This window comes from Shewanella sp. UCD-KL21 (assembly GCF_001957135.1).
In the GTDB taxonomy this organism is placed as follows: Bacteria; Pseudomonadota; Gammaproteobacteria; order Enterobacterales; family Shewanellaceae; genus Shewanella.
In genome coordinates this window covers 102,379-124,749 of sequence record NZ_MPHK01000002.1, presented here as the reverse complement: position 1 = coordinate 124,749, position 22,371 = coordinate 102,379, and the positions used below count along the sequence as shown (strand labels likewise).

Annotated in this window: 19 protein-coding genes; 9 read left to right on the top strand and 10 right to left on the bottom strand. The window is 41.9% G+C overall.

Annotated elements, in window-relative coordinates:
- Positions 1–32: 32 nt before the first annotated feature.
- The 6 genes from BM739_RS02535 to pspF all read right to left on the bottom strand — a co-directional run bounded on the left by BM739_RS02535 (position 33) and on the right by pspF (position 6,524).
- Positions 33–818, bottom strand: a complete 786-nt coding sequence (locus tag BM739_RS02535) for an ATP-binding cassette domain-containing protein (protein ID WP_076536964.1) — start codon at positions 816–818, stop codon at positions 33–35.
- Positions 799–1,806 carry an oligopeptide/dipeptide ABC transporter ATP-binding protein gene (locus BM739_RS02530; protein WP_076536962.1) on the bottom strand — a complete coding sequence of 336 codons (1,008 nt, stop codon included), beginning with the start codon at positions 1,804–1,806 and terminating at the stop codon, positions 799–801. Before BM739_RS02530 ends, BM739_RS02535 begins: the two co-directional genes overlap by 20 nt.
- 3 nt (positions 1,807–1,809) lie before the next feature.
- Positions 1,810–2,700, bottom strand: coding sequence for an ABC transporter permease subunit (locus BM739_RS02525; protein WP_076536959.1), 891 nt, complete (start codon positions 2,698–2,700; stop codon positions 1,810–1,812).
- Entirely contained in the window at positions 2,687–3,718 is a 1,032-nt protein-coding gene (locus tag BM739_RS02520; RefSeq protein ID WP_076536957.1) for an ABC transporter permease subunit, read from the bottom strand. The genes BM739_RS02525 and BM739_RS02520 overlap by 14 nt, the downstream gene beginning before the upstream one ends.
- Positions 3,718–5,346 carry an ABC transporter substrate-binding protein gene (locus BM739_RS02515; protein ID WP_076536955.1) on the bottom strand — a complete coding sequence of 543 codons (1,629 nt, stop codon included), beginning with the start codon at positions 5,344–5,346 and terminating at the stop codon, positions 3,718–3,720. Before BM739_RS02515 ends, BM739_RS02520 begins: the two co-directional genes overlap by 1 nt.
- A 71-nt stretch (positions 5,347–5,417) precedes the next feature.
- Entirely contained in the window at positions 5,418–6,524 is a 1,107-nt protein-coding gene (gene pspF / locus BM739_RS02510; RefSeq protein ID WP_076536953.1) for a phage shock protein operon transcriptional activator, read from the bottom strand.
- Between the two features lie 178 nt (positions 6,525–6,702).
- On the opposite strand from pspF, the gene pspA reads away from it, so the two are divergent.
- The 6 genes from pspA (at position 6,703) to BM739_RS02480 (ending at position 11,253) form a co-directional block, all read left to right on the top strand.
- Positions 6,703–7,398, top strand: coding sequence for a phage shock protein PspA (gene pspA / locus BM739_RS02505; RefSeq protein WP_076536951.1), 696 nt, complete (start codon positions 6,703–6,705; stop codon positions 7,396–7,398).
- 19 nt (positions 7,399–7,417) lie between these two features.
- Positions 7,418–7,657, top strand: a complete 240-nt coding sequence (pspB, locus tag BM739_RS02500) for an envelope stress response membrane protein PspB (protein WP_076536949.1) — start codon at positions 7,418–7,420, stop codon at positions 7,655–7,657.
- Positions 7,644–8,039: an envelope stress response membrane protein PspC gene (gene pspC, locus BM739_RS02495; protein ID WP_076536947.1), complete on the top strand. Its 396-nt coding sequence runs from the start codon at positions 7,644–7,646 to the stop codon at positions 8,037–8,039. Before pspB ends, pspC begins: the two co-directional genes overlap by 14 nt.
- Positions 8,040–8,177: 138 nt before the next feature.
- Positions 8,178–9,632 carry a YcjX family protein gene (locus BM739_RS02490; protein WP_076536945.1) on the top strand — a complete coding sequence of 485 codons (1,455 nt, stop codon included), beginning with the start codon at positions 8,178–8,180 and terminating at the stop codon, positions 9,630–9,632.
- 1 nt (position 9,633) lies between these two features.
- On the top strand, positions 9,634–10,734 hold the full coding sequence (locus tag BM739_RS02485; RefSeq protein WP_076536943.1) for a TIGR01620 family protein: 1,101 nt from the start codon (positions 9,634–9,636) through the stop codon (positions 10,732–10,734).
- A 171-nt stretch (positions 10,735–10,905) separates the two neighbouring features.
- Positions 10,906–11,253 (top strand): helix-hairpin-helix domain-containing protein, encoded by a 348-nt coding sequence (locus BM739_RS02480; RefSeq protein ID WP_076536941.1) that lies wholly within the window; start codon positions 10,906–10,908, stop codon positions 11,251–11,253.
- 90 nt (positions 11,254–11,343) lie between these two features.
- On the opposite strand, the gene BM739_RS02475 is transcribed toward BM739_RS02480, so the two are convergent.
- Positions 11,344–12,081, bottom strand: a complete 738-nt coding sequence (locus BM739_RS02475; RefSeq protein WP_076536939.1) for a YciK family oxidoreductase — start codon at positions 12,079–12,081, stop codon at positions 11,344–11,346.
- Between the two features lie 259 nt (positions 12,082–12,340).
- Here BM739_RS02475 and BM739_RS02470 point away from each other — a divergent pair, with 259 nt between their 5' ends.
- The 3 genes from BM739_RS02470 to BM739_RS02460 all read left to right on the top strand — a co-directional run bounded on the left by BM739_RS02470 (position 12,341) and on the right by BM739_RS02460 (position 17,009).
- Positions 12,341–14,830, top strand: coding sequence for a VolA/Pla-1 family phospholipase (locus BM739_RS02470; RefSeq protein WP_076536937.1), 2,490 nt, complete (start codon positions 12,341–12,343; stop codon positions 14,828–14,830).
- Positions 14,831–14,951: 121 nt separating this feature from the next.
- Positions 14,952–15,965 carry a protease SohB gene (gene sohB, locus BM739_RS02465; protein WP_076536934.1) on the top strand — a complete coding sequence of 338 codons (1,014 nt, stop codon included), beginning with the start codon at positions 14,952–14,954 and terminating at the stop codon, positions 15,963–15,965.
- 21 nt (positions 15,966–15,986) lie between these two features.
- Positions 15,987–17,009, top strand: coding sequence for a helix-turn-helix transcriptional regulator (locus tag BM739_RS02460; protein ID WP_076536932.1), 1,023 nt, complete (start codon positions 15,987–15,989; stop codon positions 17,007–17,009).
- Positions 17,010–17,078: 69 nt separating this feature from the next.
- On the opposite strand, the gene BM739_RS02455 is transcribed toward BM739_RS02460, so the two are convergent.
- From BM739_RS02455 to BM739_RS02445, 3 genes are all read right to left on the bottom strand, one after another.
- On the bottom strand, positions 17,079–18,284 hold the full coding sequence (locus tag BM739_RS02455) for an SO2930 family diheme c-type cytochrome (RefSeq protein WP_139326799.1): 1,206 nt from the start codon (positions 18,282–18,284) through the stop codon (positions 17,079–17,081).
- Between the two features lie 119 nt (positions 18,285–18,403).
- Positions 18,404–21,052: a parallel beta-helix domain-containing protein gene (locus BM739_RS02450; RefSeq protein ID WP_076536927.1), complete on the bottom strand. Its 2,649-nt coding sequence runs from the start codon at positions 21,050–21,052 to the stop codon at positions 18,404–18,406.
- A 239-nt stretch (positions 21,053–21,291) separates the two neighbouring features.
- Entirely contained in the window at positions 21,292–22,359 is a 1,068-nt protein-coding gene (locus BM739_RS02445; RefSeq protein ID WP_076536925.1) for a DUF3083 family protein, read from the bottom strand.
- Positions 22,360–22,371 lie beyond the last annotated feature (12 nt).

Here is a 22,371-nt window from a genome sequence, read left to right as displayed (position 1 = left end):
TTTTGGCTAAATTACTCAGTGGTTGGAGCAGTTTAGCGTTTGGCAGTGAGTTGTGTTTGCTGCGATATTAAACGGCGAGAGTATTCTTGTTGTGGGTGATTGAATAATTCTTCGGTGCTCGCTAGTTCAACAACGCTGCCGTTTTTGAGCACCAGTACCTTGTCACTAAAATGACGTACAATGTTCAAATTGTGGGTCACAAAAATATACGATAGCCCCATTTCTTTTTGTAATTTTATCAGTAGATTAAGTATTTGAGAACGCACTGATAAATCTAGTGAAGCAAGGGCTTCATCAGCGATAATGATTTTAGGGTTTAACATTAACGCTCTAGCAACGGCCACACGTTGTTTTTGACCTTCAGAGACCATATGCGGATAGAAATTGGCATGTTCAGGCAGTAAGCCCACTTTTCTGAGTCTATCTGCCACCCGCACTTTTCGTTCCGCTGAATTTAATGTGGTGTTAAACCGTAATGGTTCTTCTAGCAGGCTACCAATGGTTAACCTCGGGTTTAATGAGGTGTTAGGATCTTGAAAAATCATTCTGATCAAGCGGCTACGCTGCTTGAGATTTCGCGCCTCTAATGCTTCGCCTTCAAACAATATTTCCCCACCGCTGCGGGGCTCTGCGCCAACCAGTATCCGCGCTAAGGTACTTTTACCTGAGCTTACTTCACCGACAATAGCCAAGGTTTGGCCACGCTCAAGTTCAAATGATAGCGGCGACAGGGCTTGATTATATTGCGCTTTAAACCTTTTATAACCCGTAAAATAGCGTTTGCTTAGCTGGTTTACTTTAAGTAATGGCGTTGTCATCTTCTATCTCACTGTTATACGGGAAATGGCAGGCAAAATAGCGATCTTTTTCGTGGGCCAAACTGGGTTGGATAACACATGCTCTTTGGGCGTCAGGGCAGCGAGGACCTAGCCTGCAGCCTGCTGGTAAATGCTGTAATGACGGCGACGAACCTTGCAATGTTGGTAAATAGGCTTTGTGGCGTATTTGGCCTGCAAAGTCTGGCAGATTTTTAAATAATGCTTTGGTGTAGGGGTGATAGGGCTGTTTGATTAATTCGTTAACTGGCCCCGACTCCATGATTTGTCCGCTGTATAAAATACTGATGCGATCGCACCATTTGGCTAAAGTTTCTAGTTCATGGCTGACTAACAGTATAGAGACATTTTGTAGTTGGTTTAATTGGGCTAACAAACGAAATATTTGCGCTTGGGTACTTAATTCCATCGCATTGGTTGGTTCGTCTGCGATTAATAGCTTAGGGTGGTTTGCTACTGCCATAGCAATCATTACCTTTTGGCAGGCACCTTCAGAAAGTTCCCAAGGGTAGCGCTTCATAATGGCTTTGGGCTTTTTAATTCCAACTTTATGAAGCCATTTTTGCGCGGTTAAATGAGTGTCTTTTGCTCTGCGCCAAAAAGGCACGGCTTTGTTTGGCGTGAGCGATTCAATTAACTGACTGCCAATGGTTTTTACCGGATCTAAACTGCCAGAAGGGTCTTGGAAAATCATGGTCATATCACTGCCCATTAAGCTGCGGCGTTGCTTTTTAGTCATTTCCAATAAATTCTTGCCATCCCACATCATGCGATCGGCAATGATGCGCCAGTTTGGGCCTAAAACGCCCAGTACCGCTTTGGCTAATAAGCTACGCCCAGAACCTGACTCACCAACTAAGCCATGAATTTCACCCGGATTAATGGTTAAACTGACTTTCTCAAGTACCTTCACTGTGCCTTGTGGGGTATCGAGTTCGATAGTAAGATTTCTAACATCAAGTAATGGCATGGGCTAGTTTCTTATCGGCGCGAGCGCCGAGCGTAATCCGTCACCCACCAAATTAATGGATAACACGGTAAATAGGATAGCCAGACCAGGAATGGTAATCGACCAAGGCGCAATTAATTGGCTGTTTAACCCCTGAAAAATCAGCGCTCCCCACTCTGAGCTAGGGGCTTGTGCGCCAAGATTGAGAAAGCCTAAGGCGGCAATGTCTAATATCGCCACCGATATAGCAATGGTCGTTTGAATAATAACCACTTCCCAGACGTTTGGCATGATGACATACCAAAAGATTTGTATTTGACTGGCGCCATCAAGTTTAGCGGCAATAACGTATTCTTTTTGTAGCTCTTCATGTACAGCTTGGTGAATCGCCCGCACAAATTGCGGGGTTAAGGCTAAGCCTACTGCCCAAAATACATTTATTAACCCCGGACCGGTCACTGCGACAACCAAAATGGCTAGCAATAATGACGGAATTGATAATAAGGCATCGAGCAAGTGACCTAAAATACTTGATTTTAACCCACGCATCATTCCTGAAAGGGAGCCAATAACAAAGCCGACGATTAAGGCGCAAAGCACCACAATTAATGACATGCCAAACGTTAATCTAACCCCATGCAATAAGCGGCTGAATAAGTCTCGGCCTAAATCATCGGTACCTAAAAAATGCGAAACATGTCCAAGAGTATCCCATGATGGCGGCAATAATATGGCATCAGGATTTTGCATTTCTGGTGGGTAAGGGGCAAGCAGCGGCCCCAATACAACCAGTAGCAATAAAAATATCACCACCCATAGGCCTGCGACAGCAAATGGGTTGCTGGCAAATGCTTTCCACAATTGCATCATAGGTGAAGCTATGTGTTCATCCTGATATATTTTAATTGCTGGCATACAGATCTTTCCTATTAATAGGGTTGATAGTGGTATGCACTAAATCAATCATAATGCTTAAAAAGATAATCAGCAGCGAGACAGAAAGAATCCCTGCTTGAATCACGGTGTAATCTCGCTGATATATTCCAGCAATAAGCCATGAACCTACTCCTGGCCATGCAAAAATCACCTCGACAATAATGCCGTAACTGGCAAACGAGCCCAGCATTAAGCCAAAGGCTTTAAGTACTGGGATCAGCGCGTTAGGTAAGGCGTGTTTCATTAAAATACGATAGGTATTAAGGCCACGGGCTTCAGCAGCGCGAATATAGGTTTGAGTCATTACCGTCATCATTGCTTGACGTGTGATACGTATGACGACAGTAAAAGGTAATACCGCTAAGGTTACTGCAGGTAAAATGATGTGTAATAAGGCATCTTTGAATGCCGAGATCCGATAGGCTTCATGTGATAGCAAGGTATCGATCAGCATAAAACCTGTGACGGGTTCAATTTCATATAATAAATTGATTTGTCCAGAGATCGGCAACCACTCTAGCTTTACCCCAAACCATAACGACAAGGTTAATCCGAGCCAGAATACCGGTATAGAATAACCGGTTAAGGTTAGGGCTAAAATACTGCGCTGGACTGACTTACTTTCACTTAATGAGGACAATACGCCAAGTGGCACCCCAAAAAATATCGCTATTGTCCCAGCAAATAATGACAGTTCAAAAGAGGCGGGTAACACGTGACTGAGCTCTGTGGCGACACTTTGTTGTGAGTTAACCGAAATCCCTAAATTGCCTGATAATCGTTGCTTCAAATAAGCGATAAATTGACTGAGCTGGTTACTTTCCAGTTTAAAATCGGCTACGGTTTGCGCTTGTTGTTCACTGGTAGGGAACTGTATCCCAGTTAAGGCGTAGCTTTTTTCTACCGGAAACATACCGGTGGCAAAAAACAGTACCGCAATCATAACCAATGATGTGGCAAAAAATAAATTAATTCGTCTTAGAAAATAACGCCACATTAAGGTTTTTTCTCCGCTGCGTTTAGTTCGATATTAGAGAAAGCCATGCCACCATAGGGGTTAACATCTTTAGCTGATACTGAAATGTTTTTTAGGATCAATTTTTGTCCATGGGCAATATTAACCAAGGGAACTTGCTGATGAATGAGCTGTTCAGCTTGCTGATATAACGCTTTTCTAGTGGCTTTTATTGGCGTAGCTTTAGCTTGTGCAAGTATTGCGTCTAATTCAGCTGAACACCATTTAGAACGGTTATTATTTGATTCTAGGGCTGAGCAACTGAGTAGTGGGGTGAAGAAATTATCAGGATCGGTATTGTCAGCATTCCAACCAATTAATACTGAATCATAATCTTGGCTAATTAATTTTTGCGTAAACACGCTCCAGTCATAACTGACAATATTTACTTTAACCCCAATGTTGGCTAAGTCGGCCTGAATCAGCTCTGCGGTCTTGAGGGCATTTGGATTATAAATTCGCACCACTGGCATCGCCCAAATATCAAAGGTTAAGTTATTAACCCCTGCTTCTTCTAGCAGCCTTTTAGCTTTTTCAGGATCAAAATCATTAGGGTTGGAAGAGTCTGCATAAGCCCATGAACCAGGCGGCAGCATTCCGGTCGCTTCTACGGCGGTGTCATGGTAGACCACATTAAGGATATTTTTCTTATCAATGGCATGGGCAAGGGCATGTCGAACTCGCACATCGTCTAGGGGAGGCTTTTGGGTGTTAAAAGCCCAAAAACCGACGTTTAACCCAGGTTTAGTGTTAACTTTCAGGTGTTTATGCTTTTTAATTACCGCAAGTTCATTGGCCTTAGGCAGGGCAGATACATGGCAATCTTTAGTGATAATTTTAGCCAGTCTAGACTCACTTTTAGGTGTGATATCAAAAACTAACAGGTCAATTTTAGCCGCTTCACCCCAATATGCGGTATTGCGTTTAAAGCGAATAAAATCATTTTTGACATAATCAGCGAGGTAAAAAGGCCCTGTACCGATGGCGAAATAATCGATATTTTCAGGGGTACCTGCCTGCAATTGTTGCTCGCCATATTCTGCAGAAAGAATAACCGCAAAATCAGTGGCCAAATTAGCTAAAAAGGATGCATCAGGTTGGGTTAAGTGGAATACCACTTCATAGTCATTTACTTTTTCGACTCGACTCACTAAATTAGAAAAATCAATGCTTTGGAAAAATGGATAGCCAGTTCTGCTCACTGAGTGAAAGGGATGCGCGGGATCAATGATGCGATTAAATGAGAACAAGACATCATCGGCATTAAAATTTCTCGAAGGTTTGAACAAATTATTGTGCTGGAACTGTACGCCTTTTCGCAACACAAAGTGATAACGTAAGCCATCATCGGATATGCGCCACTGGGTTGCCAGCGCAGCCATAAAATCAGATGAGTCATTATTATAGTCAATTAGGCGATTGTATAGCTGATTAGAACTGGCATCAATCGTGGTACCAGAAGTGACCAATTGCGGGTTAAAGGTTTCAGGATTGCCCTCAGAGCAATACACAATACCTGATGGGACATTGAGCTCACCACAACCTGTTACTAAAAAACATAGCAAGTAGAGTAATGCAGCAGGTTTGAAGCGTTTTAATGTCTCACGCATTTTTTCATCATTTTATTTAGGTACTGAATAAGTATTTTAGCAGTGTTAATAACTTAGGAGCAAATATCCTATTAAGACTTTTCAAGTAAATTATACTTTTTCAAAATGCCCCGCAGTTGATGGTAGCTTAAACCTAATATTTCAGCGGTCTTCTTTTGATTATATTGGCTTTGGGCTAAGGCACTTTTTAGCAGGTTAATCTCATAGTTTTCAGTATGCTCTTTAAAGTCTAATGGGAAGCGAATATCTCTGTCTGCTGCATTGGTGCTCACTGATGATGCTTCATTTTCAGCGGGATCATCGGCTACAGGGCTCGTGACTGAAGTATCGGGAGCTTGATGCGCTGTTTGCTGAGGCTGCTGCCTTTCACGGGTTTTTATTCTTGATGTTGGTCGATAAGGAGAGGCAAAGGGATCGACAATAATGTGGTCAATTTCTTCACCTTCTGATCCTCGACGATAGACGCTGCGCTCGACCACGTTTTTAAGCTCGCGGATATTACCTGGCCAGCGATATGACATGAGCTGCTCTATAGCAACCGGACTAAAACCGCCAAAATAATCTAAATTCAGTTGCCTTGCCATGCTCACAGCAAAATGCTCTGCTAAAGGCATAATGTCTTCTGTGCGGCTACGAAGGGGCGGTAGGGTGATTACATCAAAGGCTAATCTATCTAGTAAATCGGCTCTAAATTCACCATTTTCTGCTAATGAAGGTAAGTCCTCATTGGCAGCACAAATTAACCTTACATTGGTATTGACTGTTTTACTGCCACCCACTCGCTCAAATTCACCATACTCGATGACTCGTAACAGTTTCTCTTGAATTAACCCTGAGGTATTGGCCAGCTCATCTAAAAATAAGGTGCCTTCATCGGCACGTTCGAAGCGACCTTCATGTTTGCCTTTCGCGCCCGTAAACGCCCCAGACTCGTGGCCAAACAGTTCGCTTTCAAGTAATGATTCACTTAATGAAGAGCAGTTTAATTTAATAAACTCTTTATCCCAACGGCCTGATAAATAGTGTAACCGCTCGGCGATCAATTCTTTACCTGTGCCGCGTTCACCAATAATTAATACTGGTTTAGAAAGTGGGGCAACTTTAGAAACATGTTCTAATACCTCTAACAAAGCATTAGATTGTCCGATAAGATTGTCTTGCTCAAATTGTTTAGTCACTGTAATTTTTAGTCTATTACGCTAACAAGTGGTGAAAATCATAATAGTGGGCTGCGGCATTAAAAGAAAGAAAAAGTTAATATTTTGGTTATGGTGTTGAATTATTTCGCTTTTTGAAAGTTGGCATAACTTGTGAATAGTAAACTTCGACATTAACAATATTTTTGAGGGACACATTATGGGAATCTTCTCACGCTTTGCAGATATCATTAATTCGAACATCAGTGCTTTACTTGATAAAGCTGAAGATCCAGAAAAAATGGTACGCCTGATCATTCAGGAAATGGAAGACACGTTAGTTGAAGTACGCTCTACTTCTGCAAAAGTATTAGCAGAAAAGAAAGAGTTACTAAGACGCATTAGCCGAGTTCAAGAGCAAGTAATTGATTGGCAAGCTAAAGCTGAATTAGCTTTATCGAAAGATAGAGAAGACTTAGCAAAAGCTGCGCTAATTGAAAAACAAAAAACGGTATCATTGTTAGAAACCCTTGAGATGGAACTTCAAGTAGTAGAAGAGCACATTGCTCGTCTTAAACATGAAGTTGAACAGTTACAAGAAAAACTGAATGATGCCAGAGCACGCCAAAAAACCATTATCATGCGCAAGCAAACTGCCACTTCACGTTTAGAAGTTAAAAAGCAGCTTGATTCAAGTAAAATTGATGATGCGATGGTGAAGTTTGAGCAATATGAGCGTCGCGTTGAAGGTTTAGAGTCACAAGTTGAAGCTTATGATATTGGTAAAAAGGGTAGCCTTGCTGATGAGTTTGCGGCACTTGAAGCTGAAGATTCAGTCAATGACGAACTTGAAGCATTAAAAGCGAAAGTGAAAGCTAAATCGCAACCTAAATCAAAAACTAAATCAGACAAGTAAACTTTTTCAGAGGTGAGTTATGGATATGGATCTTCTTATTGCCCCAATCATTATATTTTTAGTTATTGTGGCACCTATTTGGTTGATTCTTCATTATCGCAGTAAGCGACAAGTGAGTCAGGGGCTCACTGAAGAAGAGTTTACACAATTGAATGAACTAATTGCCCAAGCAGATAAAATGGGTCGACGTATTGAAACATTGGAAGCTATTTTAGATACAGAGGCGCCAGAATGGAGGGGGAAAGATGAGCACAGCTAACGGTCGCACGTTATACCGCATCCCATCATCAGGCAAAATTTCTGGGGTATGTGCAGGGATAGCAGACTTTTTTAATCTTGAAACCTGGTTAGTTAGAGTGGTCGTAGTCTCAATATTTTTATTGGGTGGTTCAGGGCCTGTATTTATCATCTACGTTGCCTTATGGATGATATTAGATATTAAGCCTGAAGACACAACACATGCTAAAGGTCACAAAGATATAGAAGTTAAGAAAAAGGTTTGGCAGGCAGGAGAGCCGGCTAAACGTGCTTTACATGATGTGAATAGTCAGTTTTATGCTCTTGAAATTAGACTGCAACGACTTGAGCGCCATGTCACTTCGGATAATTTTGATTTGAAAAGAGAAATTAATAATCTTTAACTCGATTCAAACGACTATCTTCATATAATTCCAATGGGCGGTTTACCGCCCTTGTGTTTTTCTAGTAAAGACCTGATTATCAGTACTTGAAAACAATTTTCATCCCTAGTTTGCTTATTCTTTAATTTGAGATTAACTATGAGCTTTATTGATCGTTCCATTAATAAAATTTCCCAAAAAACACATCAATTAGTTCATCGCTCAACCGATCGGCATGTTCGCTTAGCCGTGACCGGTTTATCAGGGGCGGGTAAAACCGCTTTTATTACCGGACTGGTTAATCAAATGCTCCATGCGGGGCTGCAATCAGAAAAAAGCCAAACCCAAAATCCACTGCCTTTGTGGCAGGTTTGTCGTGAAAATCGCTTAATTGGCATTAAACGCGCCATGCAACCTGATTTAGCCATTGCCAGTTTTGACTATAAAGGAGCGATGACATCATTAACCCAGTCGCCAGCGACTTGGCCTGCATCAACTCGCAATATCTCTGAGCTAAGGCTGGCGATTAAATATCGGCCTCAAAAGGGCATATTGGCAAAACTTGCTGATACTGCCACCTTGTATGTGGATATTGTTGATTACCCTGGTGAGTGGTTACTCGATTTACCTATGATGAAGCAAAACTTCATCCAGTGGTGTGAGTCACAAATTGATGTTAAGCAGCGACTAGCTGCCTCAAGCTATTATCCGCAATTTGTCAGTGAATTATCCAGCATCAATTTATCTGAAACCGCTGATGAGCATAAGTTAAAGCAGATTGCAGACTTGTACCAAGCATTACTGGTCGACTTGGTTAACAACCAAGGCTTTTACCTTGCTCAGCCCGGTCGAATGTTATTGCCCGGAGAGTTTGCTGACACGCCTTTATTGGCCTTTTTTCCTCTCATTAACCTCAGTAAAGATAAGTTAGCTGACTTAGAAAATGCTGCTGACGGTTGCTATTATCAAGTGCTAAAGCGTCGCTACGAAGAATATGTTTCAGTGGTGGTTAAGCCATTTTATCGGGATTATTTTGCCAGTTTCGATCGTCAACTGGTGCTGGTGGATTGCTTTAATGGCTTAAACAGCGGTAAAGCACAATTTGAGGATATGGGTAATGCACTTAATAGTATTGTCGAAAGCTTTCATTTTGGACAATCGAGTTTATTAAGGCGTTTGTTCTCACCTAAAATTGATAAGTTACTGTTTGCCGCCAGTAAGGTTGACAGGGTTACTCGCGATCAACAGAGCCATGTATTAAGTTTATTGACCGATATGCTAAAACACAGTCAGCATTTTGCTAACTATGAAGGCTGCGAAGTCGAAACGATGGCCATCAGCGCCATCAAAGCCACTCAGCACGGCATGGTATCAACGTCCAGTGGCGAGCAAGAAGTGGTCAGAGGCATAGATAAAAATCAACAAATGCTCACCATATTTCCAGGCGAAGTGCCTCAGCGTTTACCCCAAGATAGTTTTTGGGACAAGCAAGGCTTTAACTTTGTGTCCTTTAATCCGCCTCGATTACCACAATCATCGATGTCCGACCCTCGTTTTGAGCATATTCGCTTAGATCATCTTTTACAGTTCCTGCTGGGGGATAAGTTGCAATAATATGAGTAACAATAATAGCAAGAGAACAGAGTTTGAAGACGCTCAGCTTAAGCAGCAGCAAGTGTTTGATACTGAAACGCTTGATTCAGCTAACGAGCAAGACGTTAAAGCATCGCAGTCATTTACCGATGTCGAGTTTATTTGTGAAACTAATTTAGCCAAACTCCCTGAAACCATCGATGAACTCGAGTCCATCGATAAGCTCGGCGCTAAGCCTAAAAAAATCTCAATGCTTGCCAAGTTATCATTGTTAGCTTTGATACTGGTGGTTATCGTTCAAACCATACAAGGGCTGCAAACAGCCTACCTGCAAAGCCCATGGTTATTTGGTTTTTACGTGACAGTGGCGGGGATCATCATGGCGTGGGCTGGGGCAATAACCCTGTCAGAGTGGAAAAAACTGATTAAGCTTAAACATGTGGCCGATACCCAAGCCACAGGCGAGCGTTTAGCGTTAAGTATGCAGCGCGGTGAAGCCAGTAAGTTCATCAGCCCCTTATTGCAAAAATACCCTGATACCGAAGGTAAAAAGCAATACTTAGCCATTGATAGCGTTGAACATAATGACGCTGAAATGGTGATGCTATTTGATGAATTAGTCTTGTCTGAACGCGATGAAAAAGCCAAAAAAATTGTTAGCCGTTTTGCGGCGGAGTCGGCACTACTGTTAGCGGCGAGTCCTTTAGCTGTATTAGATATGGCGATTATTTTATGGCGTAATCAGCGCATGATTAACGTTATTGCAGATGTTTATGGCATTGAATTAGGCTATTGGAGCCGGATTAAACTGATAAAAAGTATCGTACTAAATATTGTTTACGCTGGCACCACTGAAGTGGTCACAGATTTAGGCACCCAGTTATTATCGGTTGAAATGACCGGAAAGTTATCAGCACGTTTAGCCCAAGGTTTAGGCGGAGGTTTATTAACTGCGCGACTTGGTTATCAAGCCATGAGCTTATGCCGGCCGCTAAGTTTTAAAGCGCAAAATCGCCCTAAATTGAGCCAAGTGCATCAGCAGTTATTAGGCGAGCTAAGAAGCTTTTCTGCCAGTGTAATGAAAACAAATAAAAATAAGCAAAAACAAACAGTAGAAAAATAATCTTGCTTATTTTTTGCAAAAAATAAATTATTTACTACAGTTTTATATTAGCGATAAATGCCCTGTTTTTAATAGATCATTTTCTTGTTGAATAGGGTGTAACGCTGACAAATACCGACCATGGATAGGGAAGTTGGTCGGTTTCTTAAATAGGACTTAAAGGAGTTAACAATGAAACATCCATTACTCATGGGCGTTATGCTCACCTGCGCGTTATCAGCAGCCAGTATCAGTTTGGCTGTCGCCAAAGACACCACTAAACCAGCAGCACTCACTTCAGCTGAGATGTCTAAAACCACAGCCGTGAAAAGTAGTAATACAAAGATGGCTAAGGTGAATATTAATAAAGCGACAGCAGAGCAGTTACAAGCCCTCAATGGTGTTGGTGAAGCCAAGGCAAAAGCCATTGTGGAATATCGGAATAAATATGGTAAGTTCAAAAATGTCCAGCAATTAACTCAAGTGGCTGGTATAGGTGAAAAGCTGGTTGAGAAAAATGCTAAAGCGATAAGTTTGTAACTTATCTATTTATCTATTTATCAATTGACGACTTGGTATTAAAAAAGGGAGCTTTCGCTCCCTTTTTCAGCTTACAGATCCAATGAATGGTTACTGAGCGGTAAGTTGCTGGCCGTTGACTTCAACAGAATCTTCACCCATTAAATATAAGTAGGTTGGCATGATATCTTGTGCGGTTTTTAATGTTTGTGGATCTTCACCTGGGTAAGCTTTTGCGCGCATTTCAGTGCGGGTTGCACCAGGGTTAATACTATTTACACGCAGACTAGTGCCTTCACATTCATGGGCAAGTACTTGCATCATGCCCTCAGTCGCAAATTTAGAGAACGCATAAGGTCCCCAATAAGCTCGCCCCTGACGGCCAACGCTGCTTGAGGTAAAGATGATAGATGCAGAATCGGCAGTGCGCATTATCGGTAATAATGCTTTGGTTAAAATCACTTGCGCGCTGACATTGATTTTCATCACTTCTTCTAATGATTCAAGATCGATGTGTTCAAACGGCCCTAATGCGCCAAGTAAACTGGCATTATGCAATAATCCATCTAAATGACCGAATTGCTCAGCGATAGTTGCGGCCATGTCTTGATAGTTTTGCTCAGTAGCACCTTTTAAATCTAATGGCACAATGGCAGGTTTAGGATAACCGGCTTGTACTATTTCATCATAAACCGTTTCAAGTTTTTTAACTGTTTTACCTAGCAAAATAACGGTCGCGCCGTGTTTTGCGTAGTTTATCGCCGCAGTGCGACCAATACCTGCGCCAGCGCCGGTAACAAGGATTGTTTTATTTTTTAGTAAATCTTTTTTAGCTTGGTATTCCAACATGATTCAATTTTTCCTTGGACTGCAAAAGCATGTCAAATCTCGTTTCGAACAAAAGGTAAACGAACGTTTTAAACAATTGACTTATATTTGTTAGTGACTAGTATATTTCTTTGTGACAAATTTGTAGCTAACTCTATAATTTTACGTTAACTTGAGATGAGTTAAGGGCAAAAATATGTCCTTATGGTCATGCGTTTACACTATTGTGACCAATTTTTGGGGAAATTAAAATTATTACAACAAGATTTGGGGAAAAAAGATGAAAAGACTCATATTGGGTGTTGCTATTGCATCTGCTCTTGGGCTTAGCGGCTGTAGTGAAGATAGTTCAAACGAAGCAAAAGAAAATGTAGAAACGCTAATTCCATTCTCTCAAATGGTATTTGACCCAGCAAATGGAGCGGTGCCATTACCAAACGATTTACTTTTTAGCGGCACGCTTGACGGCACGCTTAGTATTCCAGGTGAAGATGGGATTGACTATGTTGACCCATCACTTGCTTTGGGGGCATTAGATGGCTGGTCAACATCATCACCAATTTCAATTGACGTTGCGTTAGCCACTGACTCAGATGGCACAATGCTTACACTTGATGAAGCCTCAGTATTTCAACCTGGCGCAGTCAGATTATTTGAAGCAACCGTGGGCGGCGCTTTATCTTCTGATCCAGAATGTACTGATGCACTGTCAGTGTCAGCATGTAAAGTTGGCGCTGAGCTACAATTTGGTGTCGATTTTATTGCAAAGGCTTCAGGCAGTAAGATTGCGATTGTGCCTTTAAAACCACTTAAAGCTAATCAGTCTTATATTTACGCCACAACCACATTAGTTCAAGACTCTGCAGGCCGCGCTGTTGAGCCTTCAAGCACTTATAATTTATTAAAACTGGATATTGACACCAAACCACTTGAAACTGATTCGCAGTTATTACTTCAAGGGTTAGTTAATAGCTATGAAAAAGGCTTAGCAGCTGAGCATGGCGTAGACCCTGAAACCATTTCATATTCAGGTTTATTTACCACTCAGTCAGTTGCTGATGTATATGAAACATCTAAGTTGTTAATGGCATCAAGTGAGCCTTACATGCCATCTTTTGTTCAAGTTCCTATGCCAATGGATAATGGCTTTGGTGGTGTCGTCACAGTAGCTCAAGCTGCAGGCTTAACTCCTGCAGACGGACTTGCCTATGTGGTTTCTGATATCGCTGAAATTTATACCGCCGTGGTGAAATTACCTATTTACGGTGATTGTTCATCTGCAAGTTGTGTTATTCCAATTGTAGATGGTGCGCCTACTGCGCCCAATGGTCGCTGGATGGCACAAGGCGATAGCCCTGTGTCGGTTTTATTAGCGCTTCAGGCTGGAACCATGAGTCAGGCGAACTTCGGCCAGCAAGCAGTTGCTCAGGGTGTAGATCCTGCTGCTGCATTGCAAAACCCTGCATTAATGGCAGGTAAAACCTGGTTGCTAGATGATGGTACAGATGCAGATCCAACTAAGCATTTAACCAAATTTAACCCTATTCCAAAAATCATGAACTATGAAAATGTCACGGTTCAAATTACGCTTCCAAATGCAGCCAAACTAGCAGCCTTTAGTGCACAAGCTGGACTGCCATTTGTAGCACCAACTAACGGCTGGCCAACAACAATGGCTTTGCATGGTTTAGGTGGTACTAAGCAGATGGCATTAGCTTATGCGGGTACTTATGCTGCGGCAGGTATCGCAACCATTGCGATTGATATGCCCCTTCATGGCGATCGCTCGTATGATGCTACTGGCAATGGCGTGTATGATATATCCGCTACCAGTGAGTTATTTGGGGAAGAGTATGCCAATGGTAACCCATTAGTATTTGTTAACGTAGCCAGTACTTTGACTGTGCGTGATAATTTCCGCCAAGCGACTTTAGATCACTTGGGTTTACGTTTGTTATTAACAGGTATGTATAGCCAAATCGCCCAAACGGGTGGCCAACAACTGTTTGATATCAGTAAAATCAGTGCTCAAGGCTTAAGCCTAGGTGGCATTGTTGGTACGACTGTTTCAACTTACGCTTCTACAGGGCTTGTTAACCCCGCTGATGGCAGTACATTGCCAAATGCTTATGCTATTAATGCCGCATCTTTAGTTGCGCCATCTGGCGGTTTAGCGGGTTCATTTGCAGGCTCTGCCACATTTGGCCCTGTGTTATTTGAAACTGTAACCGCGACAGCAGACTTTATGGCACTAGTTGATGAAGCTAATGTGGGTGGATTTGAACCTGGAACACCTGAGTACGCAGCGTTAGTGCAAGCTGTGTATGCTGGGTTTATTCCAAGCTTTGCTTTTGCAGTGCAAACAGCGGTTGATTCTGCCGATCCGATTAACCACGCGTCAATGCTTGCGGATACTCAATTACCTGTTCACTTAATTGAAGTGGCTGGTGATGGTGCGGGTAACTTACCTGACCAAGTGCTACCTAATATGGTTGAAGGCTTCCCGTTATCAGGTACTGAGCCGTTAATCGCAGCGATGGGCTTAGATTGTGTAAGTTCAACCAATGCAGGTTCTGGTGCGGTTCGCTTTAGTAAAGGTCATCACAGCTCTATTGTTAGCCCTGCTGAAATTGATGGCGTGACTGATGGTATGGCCGCTGCAGCGACAGTTGAAATGCAGCAACAAGTTGCTGGATTTGCAAAGTCAGCAGGCCTTGGTGTTGCAACGATTTTGGTTGATAACGACGAAGTGCTTCAAGCATGTGAGTAATAGAGATTAATAATTTAATCTTTTGATTAAAAACCCAGCAATTGCTGGGTTTTTTATTGTCTACAGGCTTTAACTTCCTGCTAAGATAACGGCAATTAACTTTTTCCATTTGGAGTGTATTTTGGAGTTTTTATCTGAGTACGGCATGTTTTTAGCGAAAGCCGTCACCATTGTTGCCGCCATTCTTGCCGTTGTTATTGTGGTTTTAGCGAGCAGTATTAAACATAAAACTGAAAAAGGTGAGTTAAAGCTTACCGATGTCACTGACGAGCTAAAGCAACTTGAAAAAGAATTAAAGCAAGAGCTGTTATCCAAAAAGCAATTAAAGGCGTATGAGAAGCAGTTAAAAGCTGATGAAAAAGCTGCTGAGAAAGAAGATGCTGCCACTTCAAAAGTATTTGTTATCGATTTTAAAGGCAGTATTGATGCAGGTGAAGTTGCCTCATTAAGAGAAGAGATCACCGCAGTATTAACCGTTGCTGATGAAAACGATCAAGTGTTAGTGAATGTTGAAAGCGGTGGTGGAATGGTGCACGGCTATGGTTTAGCCTCTAGCCAGTTAGATCGCTTGAAGCAAGCAAATATCCCACTAACTATCTGTATTGATAAAGTAGCAGCTAGTGGTGGTTATATGATGGCCTGTGTGGCGAACAAAATTGTTGCCGCGCCATTTGCGATTGTGGGTTCAATTGGTGTTGTTGCCCAGTTACCAAACTTTAGCCGTTTACTTAAAAAGCACGATATTGATTACGAGCAGCATACCGCTGGTGACTTTAAGCGCACCTTAACCGTGTTCGGTGAAAATACTGATGAAGGCCGTGAAAAGTTCCAACAAGAGTTGGAAGAAACCCATGTGTTGTTTAAACAGTTTGTCAGTAAGTACCGTCCAGATATGGATATTGCAAAAGTTGCAACCGGTGAGCATTGGTATGGTCAGCAAGCGATTGAATTAGGCTTAGTTGATGCTATTTCTACCAGTGATGATGTGATACTTGAGTTAGCTAAAAAACATCAAGTCATTAAAATTAAATATCAAATGAAAAAGAAACTGGCTGATAAAATTGCCCATGGCGCGTCTTTATCGGTTGATAGTATCTTAAACCGTTTGATGGAGCGTGATAACGCAGTTAAATAAGCTATTTAGAATAGGGTATTGATGCAAAGAGAATTAGGCTATAAAGCAAATATGATGGTAGGGGATCAATGTTACCCAGCCTTTGAACTACGGAATTTGCTTAACTTTATTGAACTGCATCTTGGCGACGCTGTTGCTACTGACATCTATTTAAAAATAGGCTTAGGGCCACAAGAACTCAACGCCATGCAGTTTGTTTATGTATGGCAGGTTGAGTATGCCATGGAAGTGTTAAGAACCACCTCGCCAGATCCTGAAATTGGCGCTCGATTGGGCGCCAGTTATCAAATTGCCAGTCTTGATGTACTGCTGCCTTTCTTTGATAAATTTACCACCTTAAATCAATGCCTACTGTTTGTGATCAAAAACCCTGATTTAGCGGGTAGCTTTGCTGATACTGTTATTCGTTTTGATGAGACGACATTATGGGTAAGGTGGCTTAATACCGGAAAAGTTGACGCGCAAAAGTTTGCTTTTCAATTTCAGCACAGTGTTTGTGCATTATTAGGCGCAGCAAGGCAGTTAGTGGCTTCACCAGTGATGATTGATGAAATTCATATGGCAGAGCCTCAATGTGACACTGAGTTTTTAAGTAACGAAACCGGCGCTAAAATTGTGTTTGATTGTGATTTTTATGAGTGGGGCATTGATATTGCTGTACTCAATACGCCGTTAAATTATCAATTTGACCATCTGGTAGTAGCCGCAGCGGTGCCAGATGCTGTGTCATTTATCGATCAAGTACTAACAGATATTCGTATCGATATGCCTAAGCCGCCTAAGCTTGAACAATTGGCAGAAAAACACCATATGAGCGCCCGAAGTTTACGTCGAAAATTATCGGCTGCGGGTACCAGTTATCAAAAGCTGGTGGATCAAGTGCGCTGCCAAGCAGCGATAAATTTAATTTTAGCGAATGAGTTGAGTGCTGAAGAGATATCTGAGGTGCTCGGTTATGGCGATGTTAGCCATTTCAGACAAAGCTTTAAGCATTGGCTTGGTTATCCACCCGGTCACTTCTTAAAGCTTAATATTGCCAGTTAACAGTCCTCAGTTTTCCTATTTCATAGCTTAATCATTCATTATTTAACGGTGCACTCTACTGCAGCTTATTTAACTGCAAGTGCCAATGGTGATAGCCATGTCATCAATCCAGCGTTTAATTAAATCAACACCTTCAATGTGGGTCATTTCTCTGCCAATGGGCGGCATTCTGTCTTTAGGGCTTAACAGCGTTTGTCGATAATGCACAATTGAGCGTTCACCATTACCAGGAACAATGTCATAAGCAAGCCCATTAGGGCCGCCATCCCAACCAGGTGGCTGCTTACAAACGCCATACTCAAAGGAAGTATGATCAACATGATAGTTGAGCCTGAGACCAGAAATGCTAGCAAAGCCCTCTGCGCTATGACAATGGGCGCAATTCACATCGAGATAGCCTTTAGCGCGGCTGGTTAAATCTGCAGTGTCATCATTAATGGCAAAAGATTGTGCAACGCTGTTAAGCGCGGGTAAGTTGATTAACTGGCCTTGTTGTGACCACTGAGTCAGTTGATTAATGGCAGTGTTGTTACTGTTTGTTATTTGGCGGTTTAATAAATGGGCTTTAAGTCCAATAGGCTTTATTTTGCTGCTTCCTTGCTCATTAACTTGATGGCAAATTTTACATTCTGCTTTACTGGGAATGTGGTAATCAAAACTAATCGATTCGCCCTGATTGTTCATGGTGTGGGCCACATTTGCGCCAGCGATAACAAGTTTGGCTTGGCCTTCGCTCCATTGGTAGGCCAATGCTGTCCAGCCCGTTTCTCGATGGATTAACAGCCGTGTTTCGATTAACTTCTCATTATCTGCGCCACTATGTTGGCTATCAAAAGGTAGAGCAAAGCTCTTAACTAACACACTACCAACGGGTAATTCGAATTGGCTTTGGGCTTTAAAGCTGATTGCTTGATTGTCAGGTAAAAAAACAAACCGATATTTACTGGCATAATTGGAAAATAACTCAGTAGACAGTTGGTAAAGTATACCTGGGACTCGTGGTGATTTAGTTGGGATGCTTGGGTCGATAAACAAACTATAATCGGCTAAGTTGTCACAATCTACGCTCATTAATGCCGGCCAATTTACTTCGCTATTGCTTTGTAAACATAGGTCATCTGGCGCACTTTCGGGATCTTCAGGTAGTGGAGACGTAGGTGTATCTAGGATATTGTCAGCGTTAGTATTATTCTCTTTTGAGTCAGAGCCGCCGCAGGCAACTAGCGACAAACATAAACTAATAACAAGAATTTGATGAGCTTTTAAAACAAACATTGATGACATCCTTGAATGAATTGAATATATGAGCAGCATGTCGGATGAAAAAAGCCGAGTCTCCCCGGCTTATTTGGTTTGATATAACCCATATTCACATCACATGGGTTAAAGCTTACTTAAGAGCATGATGCAGCAGGTAAACGCTTAATCCACTCATTGATGAGTGCAACACCTTCATCGTGAGATAAGCTACGGCCAATTTCAGGCATACGATCGCCAGGTTCATTGGTTTCCATACGGAAATGTAAGATTGACTCTTCAGGATTACCCGGTACCACATCAAAACCTAAACTGCCGCCGCCATAGGCAACAGGTGACTTACAAGTACCATGAGAAAATCCAGCATCTTCATCATAACTGCGCCAGTACTCAAGCTTTAAGCCAGTGTTAGAGGCATTACCTTCAGGTCGATGACAATGGGCGCAGTTAATATCTAAGTAACCCTTAGCTGCGGCCATAAGCTCAGTATCCGACATAGAATCAATATTTGCTTCATCGCCATCTTGGAATTTTGGCATCATAGGGACAGTGTCTAATTCAGGCACGCCTTGTAAAATGCCTTCTGCTTGCCATTTCGCCAGTTGATTCATTGCGCCATCAGAATATTCATAATTCTTATTAAGGTGGCGAGCTTTAGGCCCAATAGGCATAAATACTGCGTTACTGTCTTCATCGGCTTTAAATTGATGACATTGCTTACATTGATTCATGCTCGGTACAACGTAATCAAATGCCAGTTCAGTGCCTTTGTGAATGACAGTTTTACCTTGAATCGCACCCGCTTTAGCAATAACAGCATCAGATTTATCGGCTTTCCAAACATAAGGCAGCGCTGTCCAGCCCGTGTCACGATGGATCAGTAATCGTGTTTCAATTAAATCCTCGTTTGCAAATCCACGATTATTGGTGTTTGTTGGCAAAGAGAAGGTTTTACTGATCACGGTTCCCACAGGGAAGTCGAATGATTCATTTTCGCTGTAGTCGGCGATAGTGCCATCAGGTAAATACACAAAGCGATATTTACTGGCATGATCGGTAAATAATGGCGTATTAAGATCATAAGGTAAGCCACCCGAGTTTGGCCCATCGGTTGGATTAGCCATATCTGCAAATAGATTATAATCAGACAGGTTAGGGCAGTTAGCTTTTAGTAGTGCATCCCAGCTGACATTATCACCACTGGCTTCACATAAGGCTAAATCACCATCGCCTTCAAGGCCGCCTTCACCTTCACCAATAGAGCCACCGCCACCGATTAAAGTGCCGCCATCACAACCTGCGGTATCATCATCAACACCACAGCCAAATATCTCATCACCAAAGGTAACGGTATGAACAGGTAGGCTCACTTGGGCGCAGTTCATTAAGTCCATTTGCGTTTTTTCATATAGCACATCTGCAATACTGGCATCAGTATTATTATTGGCATATAAACGGCCAATACTTACCTCACCATTATTTTGCGCACACACGTTATCACTGCCATCGGCTGCAAAAGGTAACTCCTGTAAACCTAAATAGGCCGCGGTGCCGTTGTTAGAGAACATCTCACCTAAACCATCATATAAAATCCCCGGTAATGCGCCGTGGGTTAATACATAAGCGGTGATGATATCTTTAATTAAATAGCCTTTTGGCTTAGTGCCATAATCGCTGATCACGTTGTCATGAATGGAGATATTACGCGGTGTTGGACGCCAGCCATCATCAATAGCTTGGCCTGGTTGACCATAATTACCCACAAAAGTACTGATATCGGGCTCAGCAATAAAGAAGCTCGAAATAGTTAAGCCTACGGTGTCGTGGTTTGTAATTTCATTATTAAAAATTTCTACATCGTCAGTGGATAACACAATCACCCCAGTTCCGGGTGGCACAATATGTACCCCTGCTGGGTTTGATGATGCGTTAGCAAAGTTCAAGGTATTATTATCGTAAACCTTGTTATTAAAAATACGTACGCTTGAACCATATCTATGGTTATTAATCGGTAAATCGAAGACTAAAATACCGCCGGTATTACCCATGGCTTCGTTATCGTAAACGTCGGCATATTTAGAGTTTTCAATTTCAATGCCGGCGACGTTTTCTTTAGCGATATTGCGGCGCACTACAATATATTGAGACTGACCCACGTAAATACCGGCATCGGCACTACCGCGAACATAGGTATCTTCAATAAGAATGTTTTCACACTCTACAGGATACAAACCATAAGCACCGTTGCCTTCATCAAGTTCGCCTTCCCAAATGGTTGCCAACCTTCTTAAAATAATGCCATTGGTATTTTTGAGTTTAATACCGTTATTTTTGGCTTCGTTAACGGATAAGTCTTGAATAATAATGTTCATGGCATTTTGAACAAAAATACCATCACCCGAGTTTGCCTCTGAAAAATCCAGTACGGTTTCATCTTGGCCGTAACCCATAATGGTAATATTTTTGGCAAAACTACCATCGCCGTCTACATCACCATCAAACAGTAAGGTTGATTCTATTTTGAAGTTACCTTTGGGTAATACGATAACGTCATTACTTTGGGCGTTGATTAATGCTTCTTGAATACTGATAGTGAGGTTATCACCCGCTTCGACCATGATGGCACCTTCAGGGAAGGTGGGACCGGTTTCTGCTGGTGGTTGAACAACGGGTGGGGTTTCGGTGATCTGTGAATCGTTATCATCTGAGCCGCAGCCCGCTAAACTGATTGTGACAGCTGTTGCTACAAGTGTAGGTACCAGCCAAGGCTTTGTCTTGTTGAACATAGCATCTCCTGCTTTTTATTATTTATGTCCTACTCCAGCGTTATACGCCCCAAAGGAGTGGATACGATTTATTCGTATGTTGTTCAACATGCCTTGGAGGACACTTGTTAATCAATGTGAAATCTGGCCACATTTATTTAACAAGTTTTTTTGATGTATCTTGCACAAGGAAGGATGATAAAAAACGAGCAATAAAAAAACGGCAGCTAGGCTGCCGTTTATGAGGAGAATAGAGTTAGTTATGCCTTATAGCTAAGGTGTTGATGGAAGCCTACAGTTAAATCGATGTGCTCTTTATCAAAGTCGATGTCACTGATAAATTTACGCATCGCATCTTCAACTTGGTTCATAAAGCGGCCATAACCACCATCAGCAATATCGCTATCACCCGCCACAATAACAAAGCGTATTGCTTCAGTAATGACATTACCATCCCAATGACAGATAGGCTCAGCATCTGTGGCACTAGGGTCAAAACCAATCATTTGAAATTCAGCGGTACTTTGTAAATCTTCAAACTTACTATTACGTACTAAAGGCACTTTACCATTAGCAACCACGGCTAATTTATTCAGTTGTTTTGAGCGGGCTGCCTCTACAAAGTTTTCGCAAACCTTTTGGTAGCTGTCGCTAAAATCATTGCGGTTTTCTGCAAGTAGCTGATTTTTAATTCGGCGACCAACAGGCATAGTGATCTGAACGTAAGAAAGCGCACTGACATCTTCTGGTAATGGGCAGTCACGATGCTGGTAGCGGCTATTTAGTGCTCTTAGTTTATAACCGTAGGTTTCTTTATGACCTTTATTTTTGGCAAATAGGTCATAAGAAATATGCTGGTGATCGCGTATTTTAGTTGCCAGCTCCTGAGTGGGTAACTGTGGCATTAATGCTTCAGTAAACTCTCGAATACGGGCATGAAAGTTTGCTGCTTTGCTACGTATTTCATCACCAGTTGCTAAAAAGACCACTTTAAGTTTTTTAGCGCGATAATCAGGGATCATGTGTAAACGGTTTGCTTCATGATGCACCGGGTTATAGAAAAAACGAAGCTGTTCTTGGGTTGAAAAACAGTAAACCTCATTATGAAAACGCACAACAGGGAGTTTATCTGTCGCAACAACATGGACATTATAAAGTTCAAATTTATCCGCGGTTTGAAAAACCAGCTTAGAAAACTCTTGGTAGCAGTTTTCTAAACTTTCATAATGGGCGATAAATTCATCAGTAAGTGGGAAACCAACGGTAATATATTGATTTTTTCTGGTCGTAGTAGGTAAGTAAACTTTCTTTTGCCGACTGATAGCCATGAGATTTCCTTG

Coding starts and splice junctions, on each gene's coding strand:
- BM739_RS02535 (WP_076536964.1), bottom strand. CDS start 818: ATGACAACGCCATTACTTAAAGTAAACCAGCTAAGCAAACGCTATTTT.
- pspB (WP_076536949.1), top strand. CDS start 7,418: ATGGATATGGATCTTCTTATTGCCCCAATCATTATATTTTTAGTTATT.
- BM739_RS02445 (WP_076536925.1), bottom strand. CDS start 22,359: ATGGCTATCAGTCGGCAAAAGAAAGTTTACTTACCTACTACGACCAGA.
- BM739_RS02450 (WP_076536927.1), bottom strand. CDS start 21,052: ATGTTCAACAAGACAAAGCCTTGGCTGGTACCTACACTTGTAGCAACA.
- BM739_RS02455 (WP_139326799.1), bottom strand. CDS start 18,284: ATGTTTGTTTTAAAAGCTCATCAAATTCTTGTTATTAGTTTATGTTTG.
- BM739_RS02470 (WP_076536937.1), top strand. CDS start 12,341: ATGAAAAGACTCATATTGGGTGTTGCTATTGCATCTGCTCTTGGGCTT.
- BM739_RS02480 (WP_076536941.1), top strand. CDS start 10,906: ATGAAACATCCATTACTCATGGGCGTTATGCTCACCTGCGCGTTATCA.
- BM739_RS02520 (WP_076536957.1), bottom strand. CDS start 3,718: ATGTGGCGTTATTTTCTAAGACGAATTAATTTATTTTTTGCCACATCA.
- pspA (WP_076536951.1), top strand. CDS start 6,703: ATGGGAATCTTCTCACGCTTTGCAGATATCATTAATTCGAACATCAGT.
- BM739_RS02460 (WP_076536932.1), top strand. CDS start 15,987: ATGCAAAGAGAATTAGGCTATAAAGCAAATATGATGGTAGGGGATCAA.
- BM739_RS02485 (WP_076536943.1), top strand. CDS start 9,634: ATGAGTAACAATAATAGCAAGAGAACAGAGTTTGAAGACGCTCAGCTT.
- BM739_RS02475 (WP_076536939.1), bottom strand. CDS start 12,081: ATGTTGGAATACCAAGCTAAAAAAGATTTACTAAAAAATAAAACAATC.
- BM739_RS02490 (WP_076536945.1), top strand. CDS start 8,178: ATGAGCTTTATTGATCGTTCCATTAATAAAATTTCCCAAAAAACACAT.
- BM739_RS02530 (WP_076536962.1), bottom strand. CDS start 1,806: ATGCCATTACTTGATGTTAGAAATCTTACTATCGAACTCGATACCCCA.
- BM739_RS02525 (WP_076536959.1), bottom strand. CDS start 2,700: ATGCCAGCAATTAAAATATATCAGGATGAACACATAGCTTCACCTATG.
- BM739_RS02515 (WP_076536955.1), bottom strand. CDS start 5,346: ATGCGTGAGACATTAAAACGCTTCAAACCTGCTGCATTACTCTACTTG.
- pspC (WP_076536947.1), top strand. CDS start 7,644: ATGAGCACAGCTAACGGTCGCACGTTATACCGCATCCCATCATCAGGC.